The 14,485-nt window shown below is 55.7% G+C and carries 9 protein-coding genes and 3 pseudogenes; 7 read left to right on the top strand and 5 right to left on the bottom strand.

Annotation, left to right across the window (positions count from 1 at the left end):
• Positions 1-114: 114 nt before the first annotated feature.
• On the bottom strand, positions 115-2,313 hold the full coding sequence (gene uvrB / locus L1069_RS22305; RefSeq protein WP_237457104.1) for an excinuclease ABC subunit UvrB: 2,199 nt from the start codon (positions 2,311-2,313) through the stop codon (positions 115-117).
• A gap of 97 nt (positions 2,314-2,410) precedes the next feature.
• A complete protein-coding gene (locus L1069_RS22300) occupies positions 2,411-2,851 on the bottom strand; it encodes a MarR family winged helix-turn-helix transcriptional regulator (protein WP_129369570.1) in 441 nt (146 codons plus the stop codon).
• A gap of 86 nt (positions 2,852-2,937) precedes the next feature.
• Here L1069_RS22300 and L1069_RS22295 point away from each other — a divergent pair, with 86 nt between their 5' ends.
• The 5 genes from L1069_RS22295 (at position 2,938) to L1069_RS22275 (ending at position 11,608) form a co-directional block, all read left to right on the top strand.
• Positions 2,938-3,624 (top strand): glutathione S-transferase family protein, encoded by a 687-nt coding sequence (locus L1069_RS22295; protein ID WP_134828931.1) that lies wholly within the window; start codon positions 2,938-2,940, stop codon positions 3,622-3,624.
• 82 nt (positions 3,625-3,706) lie between these two features.
• Positions 3,707-4,018: an ETC complex I subunit gene (locus tag L1069_RS22290; RefSeq protein ID WP_134828932.1), complete on the top strand. Its 312-nt coding sequence runs from the start codon at positions 3,707-3,709 to the stop codon at positions 4,016-4,018.
• A gap of 797 nt (positions 4,019-4,815) precedes the next feature.
• The gene (locus L1069_RS22285) at positions 4,816-6,945 is read left to right on the top strand and encodes a methyl-accepting chemotaxis protein (RefSeq protein ID WP_237457103.1); all 2,130 of its coding nucleotides are present in this window, start codon (positions 4,816-4,818) and stop codon (positions 6,943-6,945) included.
• 269 nt (positions 6,946-7,214) lie between these two features.
• The gene (locus L1069_RS22280; protein ID WP_237457102.1) at positions 7,215-8,423 is read left to right on the top strand and encodes an EAL domain-containing protein; all 1,209 of its coding nucleotides are present in this window, start codon (positions 7,215-7,217) and stop codon (positions 8,421-8,423) included.
• 47 nt (positions 8,424-8,470) lie between these two features.
• Entirely contained in the window at positions 8,471-11,608 is a 3,138-nt protein-coding gene (locus tag L1069_RS22275) for an ATP-binding protein (protein ID WP_237457101.1), read from the top strand.
• Between the two features lie 78 nt (positions 11,609-11,686).
• On the opposite strand, the pseudogene L1069_RS22270 reads toward L1069_RS22275, so the two are convergent.
• Positions 11,687-11,890 (bottom strand): annotated as a pseudogene (locus L1069_RS22270) (transposase); the annotation flags it as partial.
• 94 nt (positions 11,891-11,984) lie between these two features.
• Positions 11,985-12,593, bottom strand: a pseudogene (locus L1069_RS22265) (IS66 family transposase); the annotation flags it as partial.
• Between L1069_RS22265 and L1069_RS22260 the strand changes: the two are divergent.
• Both L1069_RS22260 and L1069_RS22255 read left to right on the top strand, forming a co-directional pair.
• Positions 12,590-13,141 (top strand): annotated as a pseudogene (locus L1069_RS22260) (IS3 family transposase); the annotation flags it as partial. The pseudogenes L1069_RS22265 and L1069_RS22260 overlap by 4 nt on opposite strands.
• Before the next feature lie 174 nt (positions 13,142-13,315).
• Positions 13,316-14,230 (top strand): homocysteine S-methyltransferase family protein, encoded by a 915-nt coding sequence (locus tag L1069_RS22255; protein WP_237457100.1) that lies wholly within the window; start codon positions 13,316-13,318, stop codon positions 14,228-14,230.
• Between the two features lie 32 nt (positions 14,231-14,262).
• Here the strand turns inward: L1069_RS22255 and L1069_RS22250 are convergent.
• On the bottom strand, positions 14,263-14,485 hold a 223-nt coding region (locus L1069_RS22250; RefSeq protein ID WP_237457099.1), incomplete at its 5' end, for a hypothetical protein.

Here is a 14,485-nt window from a genome sequence, read left to right as displayed (position 1 = left end):
GGTCATTGTCAAAAGAGAATTCGTCGGACCCGCAAGTTGGACAAAGCATTGCAATGCTTCGGGAATAATCGTTTTTCATTGAGCTCAAATCTCCTTGGTCGATTAACTTAGTTGTCACGAAAATTTCTTCTGCGATTTACCCCTATAAGCCCGTGTCCCGGCCTTGCCCGCGGTTGAACGCCCACGCGACTTGACCGCCGCTTCGGACGCCGCCTCGACCGCGGATTGCCGGGCCAGCGGGTCGTCGGAGATCGCCAGATCCACTGCCTCCAGCCGTTTCACTTCGTCGCGCAGGCGGGCGGCTTCTTCGAACTCCAGGTTCTCGGCGGCCTTGCGCATCTGGTCGCGCAAGCCGTTCAGGTGCGCCTCCAGATTGGCGCCGTGCATCGGCTTGTCGATCTGGGCGGTGACGCGACTCATGTCGGTGTCGCCGGCATAAAGCCCGGCCAGCACGTCCTCGACGTTTTTCTTGACGGTCTCAGGCGTGATACCGTGCTCGGTGTTATAGGCGATCTGCTTGTCGCGGCGGCGGTCGGTTTCCCCCAGGGCGCGCTCCATCGAGCCGGTGATGCGGTCGGCGTACATGATAACGCGGCCCTCGGCGTTGCGGGCGGCGCGGCCGATTGTTTGGATCAGCGAGGTTTCAGACCGCAGAAAGCCCTCCTTGTCGGCGTCCAGAATGGCGACCAACCCGCATTCGGGAATATCAAGCCCCTCGCGCAGCAGGTTGATGCCGATCAGCACGTCAAAGGCGCCAAGGCGCAAATCACGCAGGATTTCAATGCGTTCCAGCGTGTCGATGTCGGAATGCATGTAGCGGACCTTGATCCCCTGTTCGTGCAGGTATTCGGTCAGATCCTCGGCCATGCGTTTGGTCAGCGTGGTCACAAGCGTGCGGAACCCGTCAGCAGTGACGCGGCGCACCTCGTCCAGCAGATCGTCCACCTGCATGTCGACGGGGCGGATTTCAACCTGCGGATCCAGCAGGCCGGTGGGGCGGATCACCTGTTCGGCAAACACACCGCTGGACTGTTCCAGCTCCCATTTCGACGGGGTGGCAGAGACAAACACCGATTGCGGGCGCATGGCGTCCCATTCCTCAAACTTCAGCGGGCGGTTGTCCATGCACGACGGCAGGCGGAAGCCGTGTTCGGCCAATGTCATCTTGCGCCGGTGGTCGCCCTTGTACATGCCGCCGATCTGCGGCACCGAGACATGGCTTTCGTCGGCAAAGACGATGGCGTTGTCGGGGATGAATTCAAATAGCGTGGGGGGCGGCTCACCCGGTGCGCGGCCGGTCAGATAGCGGGAGTAGTTCTCGATCCCGTTGCAGTGGCCTGTCGCCTCGAGCATTTCGATATCGAAGTTGCAGCGCTGTTCCAGCCGCTGAGCCTCCAGCAGCTTGCCCTCGCCGAGCAGGTTTTCCAGCCGCATCTTCAGCTCATTCTTGATCGAGATCACGGCCTGGTTCAGCGTTGGTTTCGGCGTCACATAGTGGGAGTTCGCATAGACGCGGATCTGCTCGAAGCTGCCGGTCTTTTCGCCGGTCAGCGGGTCGAATTCGGTGATCGCCTCCAGTTCCTCGCCGAAGAAGGACAGTTTCCAGGCGCGGTCTTCCAGGTGGGCGGGGAAGATTTCCAGCGTGTCGCCGCGGACCCGGAAGGAGCCGCGCTGGAAGGCCTGGTCGTTGCGTTTGTACTGTTGGGCGACGAGGTCGGCCATGATCTGGCGCTGGTCGTACATTTCGCCCGCTTTCAGGTCCTGGGTCATCGCCGAGTAAGTCTCAACCGAGCCGATGCCGTAGATGCAGGAGACAGACGCGATGATGATCACGTCATCGCGTTCCAACAGGGCGCGGGTGGCGGAGTGGCGCATCCGGTCGATCTGCTCGTTAATCTGGCTTTCCTTCTCGATGTAGGTATCCGAGCGCGGCACATAGGCCTCGGGCTGGTAGTAGTCATAGAAGGAGACGAAATATTCGACCGAGTTTTCCGGGAAGAAGCCCTTGAATTCGCCATACAATTGCGCGGCGAGGGTTTTGTTCGGGGCGAGGATGATGGCGGGACGCTGGGTCTCCTCGATCACCTTGGCCATGGTGAAGGTCTTGCCGGTGCCGGTGGCGCCCAGCAGCACCTGGTTGCGCTCGCCGTCCAGCACGCCCTCGGACAGTTCGCGGATCGCAGTGGGCTGGTCGCCGGCGGGCTGAAACGGGGTATGCATCACAAACCGCTTGCCGCCTTCCAGCTTGGGCCGCTGCTGCGGTGCCCGCTGGGTCATCATCGGCATGGTCTTATCGGAATGGGCATAGGGCATCAGGCGACTCCGTTGGCGGCTGGCGCTGATTTTGGTCTGTTTTTGTTCTTGTGCAAGGGGGCAGGGCGGGGTTTCGCCGGAATGCAGCCTGTTTTTGTCAGCTGCGCGCAGGACGATGGAATTTGCCAAGCAGTTCCGCCAGCCGCCGTGCTTCGCCCGGGCTGAAACGGCTGCCGACGGCCTGCTGCATGGCATCGGCGTAAACCGCCCAGATGCGGGCGCGCATGGCGGCGCCGTCCGGCGTGATCACCAGTGTCTGGCCGCGCCCGTCGCCGTTGCAGGTCTGGCGTTCCAGCAGGCCCGCCTTGGCCAGCCGCTCCGCCAGGCGCGAGACGCCGTATTGCGGCAGCAGCAGTTTTTCCTGCAGCTCAAAAGGGCGCAGACCGGTGCCGCCGGCGCACTCAAGCTCCCACAGCAGATCGTACCAGTCCAGGCCCGGCAGGCCCGCCTGTTTCAATGCAGCCTCCACTGTGGCGAGGATGGATTTATGGGCGCGGGCCAGCGGCAGCCAGATGCGGAACGGGTCAGGTGTTTCCATACGGGAATTTTAAATGCATATGCATTGATGTGCAAGGGCGGGCCGCCCATCTGATGTGCATGCAATTGCATTTAAGTAAGGATCCCATGACTGACTTGCATCTTATCAGCCACCATCTGTGCCCCTATGTGCAACGCGCAGTGATTGTGCTGCGTGAAAAAGCCATCCCGCACCGGCGCACCTATATCGATCTGGCGGACAAGCCCGAATGGTTCCGATCGCTGTCGCCGCTGGGCCGGGTGCCGGTTCTGGAAACCGGCGGGCGGGTGTTGTTTGAAAGCCAGGTGATTGCCGAATACCTGGATGAAGCCACGCCCGGCAGCCTGCACCCCGCCGATCCGCTGGAGCGGGCGCGGCACCGGGCCTGGATCGCATTCGGCTCCGAGACGCTGGCGGACATCGGCAAACTGTACAGTGCCGCGGATGAGGCGGCATTTGCCGCGGCTGCCAGAGATCTGCGCATCCGGCTTGCGCGGATTGCGCCGGAGGTGGAAGGGCCTTTCTTTGCCGGAGAAACATTCCGCCTGGTGGATGGCGTCTGGGGCACCATCTTCCGGTATTTTGAGACATTTGAGGCCATTGGGGATTTCGGACTGATGCCGGAGGCCGCGCATATGGCAGCGTGGCGGGCTGCTGTCATGGCGCGGCCCTCGGTGCAAGAGGCGCCGCCGCAGGGGTATCCGGCCCGGCTGATGGAATTCCTGTGCGCGCGGCAATCCCATCTGGGCGGGCTGGCGCGGGCGGCCTGTGGCACGGCAGCAAACCCCGGCTAATCCTGTGCAAATGGCACCTTGCCGCAGCGCCGTATCCGGCGCATAAAAGCGCTGGACGAAGACTCGAAGCGGGAGACAGCCCATGCAAGCGCGGATTTACCGGCCGGCACGCAATGCCATGACCTCTGGCATGGCCAAGACGCGGAAATGGGTGCTGGAATATGCGCCTGCCTCGGCCCGTGAAGTGGATCCGCTGATGGGCTGGACCTCCTCCGGCGACACCCAGAGCCAGGTCAAATTGCGGTTCGAGAGCAAGGAGGCGGCGCTGGAATATGCCAAGGACCACGGCATCGAAGCGCAGGTGGCCGAGCCCAAGGAACGCAAGCCCAACATCCGCCCGGGCGGCTATGGCGACAACTTCGCCACCAACCGCCGCGGTCCCTGGACACACTGAAGATTGTAAATCTTCCACGAGTTCCCACCGTTTCGGCACGAGTTCTCACCAAGATCTACATATAGGGCGCCCGGCGGGCGCCTTTTCTATATCTGGGTTGGAGCATTGTGACTGAGGCTGACTGTATTACGGAAACAGAGAACAGGCTCCTTCGTTTTGCTGTGCCTGCATATTCGGGGGCCAGGTAGCTTCATGCACGGCGATGGGGGCAGCCGCCGCTTTCTGCAACAGTGAAAAGATAGAGTTTCACATCAGCCTGCTCCAAGACAGCAGTCAGTCCAAACTTGCCGTTAAGTTGACAAGCTTGGCGCCGATCGCTGCATGTGCGAGCTTTTTCAAGCCTTCCAGCGCAAGCGGACCTTCAGCAGGGCGCAAGCACTTGTTCTGATACCGCCAGCTGGAACAGGGTCAGCAAAGCGCAGACAGCGACGTTTGCAAAGTCTTGGGGTCTGCAAGCCGGGCGGTGATCCCATGCTGCACGAGCAATGAAAGGAGCAGACCTTCGCCGCAGGTGCAGCCACCAACCATCATTGAACGGAAGGGATGCGGACAAACCCGCCTTCTGCTTACGCGGCTATTGCTGACGCAGCATCCGCTCGCACTCGCAGCGGTGATTTTGCCGCACAACAGCACAGGTCGCCGAAGCGGTCTTTCGGGGGGGGAGCTCACTGACCCTAAATCCAGTCGTAAAGTTAGAAAAAATTATCATTTCGATACTACTGTGTCCTCACGCCATTAAGTTGCGCGGGTTTTCCAGCGCAATCATCTTTTAGGCGAATTTAGCATGGGAAGTTATGATGTTGAGTTCCATATCCATCACCAATCGAATCAATCTTGGGTCGGCTGCGATTACCGCGTTGCTTATTGTTGTGGCAGCATTTTCACTTCTTGCTGTGCGGGATCTAGGGAGCAGCTACAAAAAGTACAGATCAACGGCCAAACAAAACATCGCGATCAGCGATTTTGTGGAGGATTTGTTTCAAGCTAGGATCGCAGCTCTGATGTTCCGTGCAGTAAGAAGCTCCGAAAACGCCGACGAGGTCCAATCTAACATTGCCGAGATTATCAGAGACGGCAATGACTTGACCGTCTTTGATGGAAACCAGCATTACTCTGAAGAAATCAGGCAGGTCGTCGTTGCCTCTGAAAAGTACATGGAGCACTTTCAGCAGCTAAGGGTGGAAGTAGAACACGAAGAAAGTCTTGAAAACAGCCTCTTAGAAGCGGGTAAAACCGCCCGAGAGAGTTTGACTGGCCTAAATGGAGCCGCGCACACTGAGGGGCAAAATGAGCTGCAGTTCAAGACGTCTCAAGCTCAGGAAAGCCTGCTGCTCAGCCGTATCTATGCTGAAAAATTTCTCCTTTCCCGCGACCTGCAGCATTTTGACGAATCCAGAAAGCAAATCCTTCTGTCAGCCGATTACTTGTCCGAGATAGCGGCTCTGCCACTGACAACAGAGGAGGCCGGTTTCGCCTCAACAGCGCAGGCTCAGACCATCCTGTTCTTGCAAAAACTGGAGGAAACCAAGGTAGCCATTGCCCTAGTAGATGCCATCAGCGCCGATCACTTGGACAAGATTGGCCCGGAAATGCAAAACAAGTTTGAAGAATTGGCCGAGTCCATTGTGGCAACTCAGAATGTGCTTGGGCCAAATGGCCAAACTATTGTTGACCGGATGTTTGTGATGGTCCCTGCCGCGGGTCTCCTTTGCATTACCGCGGCAATCCTTCTTTCGATTCTGGTTGGCCGCTGGATTGCGTTTCCACTGCGCAGGACCATCGAAACGACCAATAGCCTTGCGAAGGGCGATACCGACGTCACAATCACCGGAGCAGAACACAAGCATGAATTGGGCCAGTTGGCTCGTGCTCTCGAATTGTTTCGTCAGGCTCATATTGACCGTGACCGGGTTGCAGAAGAACGCGCGAATCTTGCCCGTGCCGAGCAAGCCAATGTCGTTGCTGCTCTTAGTCAAGGGCTTGAACGGCTTGCGCATGGCACTCTAACTGCACGAATAGAAGAAGCTTTCCCTGAGGAATACGATGCGTTGAGGGTCAACTTTAACGCCGCCATGGAAAAGCTGCAGGATGCTATTCAGTCCGTTGTCGCAAGTTCACAGAGCATTCGCTCCGGCGCCTCCGAAATCAATCAATCCTCCAGTGAGCTTTCAATGCGTACTGAAACCCAAGCTGCGACCCTTGCCGAAACTGCTGCCGCCTTGGCAACATTGACGGATACTGTGAGCTCCACCGCATCTGGTGCAGACAAGGCCACCGCTTTTGTCGGTGAAACAAAGCGCAGCGCCGAAGAAAGCGGAGTTGTCCTGGAACAAACCATTTCCGCAATGAGTGAAATCCGCGACTCTTCTCAAAAGATTTCTCAGATTATTGGTGTCATCAACGACATTGCCTTCCAAACCAATCTTCTTGCATTGAATGCAGGTGTCGAAGCTGCCCGGGCTGGCGAAGCCGGGCGTGGCTTTGCAGTTGTTGCATCCGAAGTGCGCGCGCTGGCGCAACGGGCTTCAAATGCATCTGATGAGATCGAAGGGCTGATTTCCAGCAGTTCGCAACATGTTCAGGATGGTGTCAGCCTGGTTGAGAAGACATTCGGGTCCTTGAGTGAGATGATCGAAAAGATCAGCAGTGTGAACAGCCTGGTGGAAGAGATTGCTGATGCAACAAAGGAGCAATCGACGGGTATTTTTGAGATAAACACTGCGATTACGCAATTGGATGGTGTCACCCAGCAAAACGCGGCAATGGTTGAGGAAACCACCGCTGCAGCACAGATGCTGGACACGGATGCAAACAGCTTGAGCGGTCTTACATCGGTGTTTTCTACAGGCGAAAGGGTGCCGGAAAACAACGTTCCAGCACAAGCTCCCGTAGGGAATAGCAATGTTCTTTCGTTTGCAGCGGGTTAACCAATACCATTGCCGAAAGGCCTGCTTATCTTTAATAACTCCCGAGGAATCGACAGCCTGAACATCCGCACGTCGCGGCTCTTGACCGGTCAGAACCGATGAGAGACGCGACGTGTATCTATAAGCCTGGTCTGAGAGCCTTCTGTATAGAGCTTGCTGGATGCTGTTCGACCGATCAGCGGTTCCAGGATATGCTTGATCAGCGCGCATGGCAGAAAACGCTCTTGTTGCCACGGCTTTGTGATCCAAATTGATAAGAGGTTCTTGGCGTGGGCTCTATTCCAAAAACAGTTCTTCTGGTGGATGATGAGCCATTCATAAGAGGTCTAACTCGACGGATACTTTCCGGTCTTGGCGTCGAAAGCTTCCTCGAAGCCAGCAGCGGCAGCGAAGCTCTTTCGATTCTTAAGGCGTGCGGCAAGAGCACCGAGTTGATCTTGTGCGATCTAATGATGCCCGACATGGATGGTATCGAGTTGGTACGCCACTTGTCAGAGCTGCCGCATCCGCCTGCGATCGCTTTCCTTTCCGGTGCCGATGACATGGTTCTGAAGGCCGCATGCTCTCTGGCAAATGCGCGCCTTCTGAATGTGCTAGGAGCGGTTTCAAAACCTATCTCGCATGAAGAAATCCTGCCAATCCTGAAACGGTTGGAACAAAGGGCAGTGCGCCCTAGTTCTGGACCAACGCTCAAGATTGGAAAGGATGACTTGGAACGGGGCATCAAGGCTGATGAATTCGTTCTGCACTATCAGCCAAAAGTGTCGCTGAAGAGCCTATCGCTTTCCAGCGTCGAGGCATTGGTGCGTTGGGAACACCCGGAGCACGGGATGATCTTTCCAGATTCATTTATTGAACTGGCGGAAAGCACTCTTCTGATCGCGCCGATGACAGAAAAGCTTGTTGAACTCTCTTTTCGGCAATTGCAGAAATGGGAGACCGTTGGCCTTCTAACGCGTGTGGCGCTTAACCTCTCGCCAGCAATGCTGTTTGATACAGAACTGCCTGACCGGTTGTCCCGCCTTGCCGCCTCCCTTGCTTTGGATCCAAGCAGGATCATTTTCGAAATCACCGAAACGGGGGCACCTAGCGATGAAGCCGTTTTCCTTGAGATTGTCACGCGATTGCACATGCATGGCTTTGTCATCTCAATTGATGATTTTGGCACCGGCCGCTCTTCGTTGCTGAATTTGGAAGCGCTTCCGTTTTCAGAACTCAAGATCGACCGCGCTTTTGTTGACGGTGCCGCGCAGGACAATACGAAGAGAAACATTCTTAAAGCTTCCGTCGGATTGGCAAAATCGTTGAACCTGAAAATCGTGGCAGAAGGTGTAGAACACCTGGAAGACTGGGATCTCGTAACCGAGCTTGGCTGCGACATAGTCCAAGGCTACTTCGTGTCGCGACCTCTCCCTGCTGCTGATTTACCTTTATGGGTCACGCAGTGGCAAAGCCAGCATAAGGGCCGGAAAGAGTGAACAGGCTAAGCATTTGGAAGAAGGTGGCCCTTGGCTTTGGCAGTGTAATGACGCTTGCAACCATTATGGCCTTCATTGCCTTCATCAACCTGCGAGAGTCTCAGCGGATTTTTGAATCATACAGAGACTTGGCACTGCAGACCAACGCCGACGGGCGCATTCAGGCCAACATGCTGATGACACGGATCTTCGCGAAGAATTTTGTCATCAGTGCGTCTCAAGAAAACATCAAAGGTGTGGAAAAGCGTGCCAGACAGACACTGCTGCTTATCCAGGATACCCAAAACCTGACAGAGGGTGATGTCGTCCGGCAGCTTTTGCTCAAAGACTTGGAGGCCGATCTGAAACGGTACGTTGCAGGTTTTGACGAAGTCACCGAGCTGCAGATGCACCGGAACGAGCTTGTTAACGGGCAATTGAATGCAATTGGTCCTAAGGCAGAAAAGTCACTAACAAGCCAGATGGCTAAGGCCGCTGCAGAGGGTCAGCTGGATGCCGCATTTCTGGCGGGTTCTGCATTGCGCAGCTTTCTGCTCGGGCGCCTTTACGCGAACCGTTTTCTTGTCGAGAACAAGGATACCTTGCACAATCGTGCAACGAGAGAATTTCGAGACGCTGAACTGACTCTGCAAAGACTGACTGCAATACTAACAGATCAGGAAAGCGTGGCCACAGCCGGGAGCGTAGAAGAAGAAACTCGTGCGTATCTTTCTGCATTTCATGAAGTTCATCAGATCATCAATCAAAGAAATGCGATCATTCTCTATGAGTTGGACAAGATTGGCCCGGATGTGGCTAACCGTATCGAAAATCTCAAGCTGGCGATCAAACAAGAACAGGATAGTCTTGGGCTTAATGCTGAACAGACATTGAACAGCGCGATCTTAAGCTTTGCCGTTATTTCCGGCCTCTTCATCGCTCTTAGTCTTGCCGCAGCATTTTTTGTCGGAAGAGGCATCTCCCGGCCGATAACTGCGTTAACACTCACAGCCGCAGCAATGAGAGAAGGTGATCTGGACAGGCCGATCGATGTATCCGGCACAGATGAAGTCGGTTCGTTGGCGAAATCTCTAGCCGCTATGCGGGATTCAATTCGTGAAAAAGTGTCCAACCTTGAACAGGAGGTAGTTGAGAGACGCCGTGCAGAAAACGAGTTGGCAGCAACTCATCACAACCTTGAAGGCCTGGTTGCGGCCCGTACGAGCGAGCTTGCCTTAGCGCGTGATGAAGCCGAGAAGGCATCCAAGGCCAAGGCTGAATTTTTGGCAACGATGAGCCATGAAATCCGTACCCCGATGAATGGGATCATCGGAATGGTCGATCTGCTGCAAAGAGCAGGATTGCCAGATGATCACAGGGAAATGCTGAATACAGTACGTGAGTCTTCGGATTCCCTTCTGAACATCATCAACGACATTCTGGTCTTCTCAAAGATTGATGCTCAAGGCCTGGAGCTGGAGAAGGCCCCCTTTTCTATTGCTGATGTTGTTGAAGGTGTCAGTGAGGCCTTGGCATCTATTGCACATGATAAGGGAGTGGCGCTTGACTGCTTCGTAGAGCCGTTGCTGCCTGCATCCGTTCTAGGAGATCCTCATAGACTTCGGCAGGTCTTGTTTAATTTGGTTGGCAACGCGATCAAGTTTACTGAGCAGGGCAGTGTTCAAATCCGAGCGGATCGGTTGCCTCCCTTCGGAACAGGGGAAGTTTCGCTTAGGATACAGATATCCGATACTGGCATTGGCATTCCCGAGGATGCGCTGGCGTCGCTGTTCGAGGCGTTTACACAGGCTGAAAGTTCCACGACCCGCCGGTACGGGGGAACGGGTCTCGGCCTGACAATCAGCAACAGACTTGTTGAACTGATGAATGGAAGGATCAGTGTTCAGACAGCAGTGGGGCAAGGATCTTGCTTTTCTTTTGATATTGCACTGCCTGAAGATGTAAACAGCCCTGCATCGTCGGAGCCATTTGACTTTCACGGGGAACGGATTCTCCTCCTTATGAGAACGCCGTTTTTGAAAGAGGTAATGCCCGCATACCTGTTTGGAACGGGAATGGAAGTGTCTGTGGCAGGCACCCCTGAGGAGTTTAGGGAAAGCCGGCAATACGCTCTGGAAAACGATGCGCCTTTCAGCGTTGTTTTTGTTGAGAGTAGAGATGTCGCAGAGTTGTTTCAGTCCGAAGGCTGCGAAATGCCAACGGATGTGCCGGTGATTGTTGGCAGCCGCCGGGGGCAAGGTGATGCTTTCGAACCGGCTTCTGGCGTTCAAACCCTGATGTTTCCGCTTAGGCATCATTCGTTCCTGAACAGCATAGCGGAGGCTCTTGGTCATGCGGCGCCTGTGCATATTCGTGAGGAAATCAATCACGTCCCGCAAGAGGCTGCTCCAGTCCCTACGTTGGAAGCCGCGGAAGCATCCGGGCAGCTGATCCTTCTGGCCGAAGACAATGTGATCAACCAAAATGTTTTGCGGCGCCAACTGAACAGCACTGGCTTTGCAGTGATGATTGTCAATGACGGGCGTGAGGCCTTATCGGCCTTACAGAAGCACGGCTTCGGCATGCTTTTGACTGATTGCCACATGCCGAATATGGATGGGTTCGAACTTGCAAGAGCAATACGTGCGGCCGAAGATACCAAATCAAGTAGAAGATTACCTATTGTTGCAGTGACAGCAGGCGCATTGGATGAAGACGTCGAACATTGCTTCAAAGCAGGAATGGATGATTTTCTGTGCAAACCCGTTGAATTGGAAGAGTTGGCAGAAAAAGTCCGGGCTTGGATGTGCGCTAATCCCACCAAGGAGGAATGCACGACTGCTCAGGAAGTAACTTCGCCCATAGATTTGTCGTTCCTAAAGCGGAGCTTTGGCGAGGACATGTCTCTCATAACCGAGATCTTATCAGAGTTCATCACTCCAGCGCGACAGTATGTTCATGACATCCAGGCAGCAGCTAGCGCACGCGCTTTAGAAGATATCACCTTCGGGGCGCATAAGCTTAAGTCTGCGGCTTACTCCATCGGAGCCAACAGCTTGGCAGAGACTTCAGAAATGATTGAGAAGGCATGTAAGCAATCTGATACGCCTGAGGTTCTTTTAAGAATCTCCGAACTGGAGACGATACTGAACCGGGTATTCCAGGAAATCGATAGCTTGAAATATAGTTGTTCAGATGTGATCTGACAGTGGCCGTTTTTTTTGGCGGCGTCTGGCAGTTCCAGAGGTAATCCCCCCATTTTTGCGGGGGCTTGGTCGTAGAATTTACGCGGCCATCTTCAGTTTCTGTGCGGGGGTCATCCCGCCGTTGCCCATGTTCGGGCGTTCATGGTTGTAGGACCATAGCCACTCGGTGGCAATCTGCTGGACCTCTTCGATGCTTTCGAAAATGTATAGGTCCAGCCATTCGTGCCGAACTGTCCGGTTGTAGCGCTCGACATAGGCGTTTTGCTGAGGCTTTCCTGGCTGGTGACCTGCTCCCCTGAAATGTCCGCGTTTTGAAGTTAGCCTGTTCTCCACACGAGGAGACAGACAATGCGGAAGAGCGTAAGCGGTGCGCGGTTCACACGTGATTGACGTAGTTCCAGGGCAGCAGGAGGTTGATATCAGTCTGTTTGTGCCCGCCAGCAATAGCTGTCAGGACACCGGACAGATAGCCATGGGGTTCAATCCCGTTGAGTTTGCAGGTTTCGATCATGGACGCGATGACGGCCCAGTTTTGTGCTCCGGTATCATGGCCTGCGAAGAGCGCGTTTTTGCGGTTGAGGGCGATTGGTCTGATGGTGCGCTCGACGGGGTTGGAATCCAATTCGATGCGACCGTCGTCCAGGAACCGGATCAGCCCGTCCCTGTATTTGGCGATGTATTTCAGGGCTTCTCCGGTTGGCGATTTCTCCGAGACACGGGCGCGGTTCTGGGCGAGCCAGAGTTCGAAGGCGTCGATGATGGGTTTTGAGCGGTCCTGTCGCGCGGCGCGGCGTTTGTTGGCACTTTGACCGCGCAGGTCTTTTTCGATGCGATAGAGCGCCTGGATTTGGGCCAGACCTTCCTGCGCGATTGGGGCCGCGCCGGATTGGGTCACATCATGCAGTTTGCGGCGGGCATGAGCCCAGCAATAGGCCAGCGTCACATCCTGCACAGGGCGTTTGAGCAAGCGGTTATAGCCTGCGTAAACGAGCGATTGGCACCCGTGCGCCGATGGCAATCCCGCAAGGCCCGAACCAAAGATGGTCGCTGGACTTCGTGTCGGACAGCCTGTCAGACGGGCGCCGTTTCCGGGTTCTGTGCGTCATCGACGACTTCAGCCGGGAGTGCCTAGCCTGCGTGGTCGACACGTCCCTTTCCGGGCAACGCGTGGCGCGTGAACTGGACAACATCGCCCGGCTGCGCGGCTACCCCTGCATGGTGGTCAGCGACAACGGAACGGAACTGACGTCGAACGCCATCCTGAAATGGCAGGAGGGCCGCAAGGTCGAGTGGCACTACATTGCCCCTGGCAAGCCGATGCAAAACGGCTTCGTGGAAAGCTTCAATGGCCGACTGCGTGACGAGCGCCTGAACGAGCACCTGTTTGCCAATTTGCGCCATGCCCGAGACCTGATCGCGGCTTGGCGCGAGGATTACAATCGCCACCGCCCACATTCGAGCCTCGACGGGCTCACCCCGCGGGAGTATCACCAACGGTCAGTAGAGGACCAAACCCTGAACAGAGCGAACTAATAACCCCGGACTCTAAGGGGAGCACGTCACTGGATGTACGCTAAGGTAATGCCCCGGCTCTCGGCCCATCCCATTGCAGTCGAGGAATGAGGCTGCTTGAAAGTCGAGGATTTGTGCTCTCTCGCCGCGATCTGTAATATTAAACTGAATCTGGAAAGAATGGGGTGGTGATAGATGAAACGGTTCTTGCCTCACGAAACGGATCAGAAATTTCTTGTTTTCGCCGCGACTGGAACAGACCTGATTTTCAATCGCGGAGTTGAACTGCCTGGGTTTGCGTCTTTTCCCTTGGTCGAGGATGCCAACGCCCAGCCGATTGTTGTCGACCAAATGCGTGATCTGATGAAGGTGGCTGCCAAGGCCGATCTGGGCTGCATCCTCGACACGCTCACGTGGATGGCAAACCGCGACCGTGCGGCGCCGCTTGGCTATGGAGCTGACCGCTTGGCGGCTTTGAACCAGAAAGCAGTGGCCCTTATGTGCAACTTGCGAGACGAGGCAATGCGCGATGATGTTCTGGTGGCGCTCTGCATCGGTCCCTCCCGTGATGCCTATGCCAAACTTCCGCCCCTGACGGTCGCGGCCGCGCGCGCCTATCATGCTATTCAGATAGGCACAGTGGCTGACGCCGGAATCGATTTGGTTAATGCGTACACTTTCAATCAAGTCGAAGAAGCCGCAGGTGCTGTACTGGCGGCCAAGGATTGCGGGGTGCCGATTGCGGTCTCATTCGTTGTGGAAGCCGATGGTTGCCTGGACAACGGAACTGGTTTGGAAGAGGCGATTGATCGCGTCGACGTACTCACCGATGGGGCTGCGGCCTATTTCATGGTCAACTGTGCGCATCCCGATCACTTCAGCCATGTCTTGACAGGGCACCCTCGGCTGAAAGGAATGGCGGTGAATGCCTCGCGGTGCAGCCACGCTGAACTCGACAATGCGACCGAGTTGGACGACGGAAATCCGAAAGAACTCGGCGCCGAGGTTGCGCGCCTCGTACGCAGTTTCCCGGATATCTCTGTTGTAGGCGGCTGTTGCGGTTCGGACATGCGCCACATGAGAGAGATGGCGGCCTGCATCAAGACGTGAAATCATGGATTGCCAAGGCTTTATTCCGGTGTTCAACCGTAACCAGTCAAATGACTGCAATCACCTGTTTTTCCAAGTTCGCTAAAGAAGAGCAAACGGCAGATTTGTCCCGCGACCCGTGAATTCGTGGTTTCAGATTTGCTGCGGCTTGCCGGAATGGCTGCATTCTCCTCGGCCATGCAGCGAGAGAAATTCGGCAGTGCAGCGGATCGGCGCGCTGCGAGCGCGCGCAGCATGAAAACCAGGTTCACAGTA

Source organism: Leisingera sp. MMG026, from assembly GCF_021654205.1.
GTDB lineage: Bacteria > Pseudomonadota > Alphaproteobacteria > Rhodobacterales > Rhodobacteraceae > Leisingera.
This window is presented reverse-complemented; position numbering and strand designations above follow the sequence as displayed.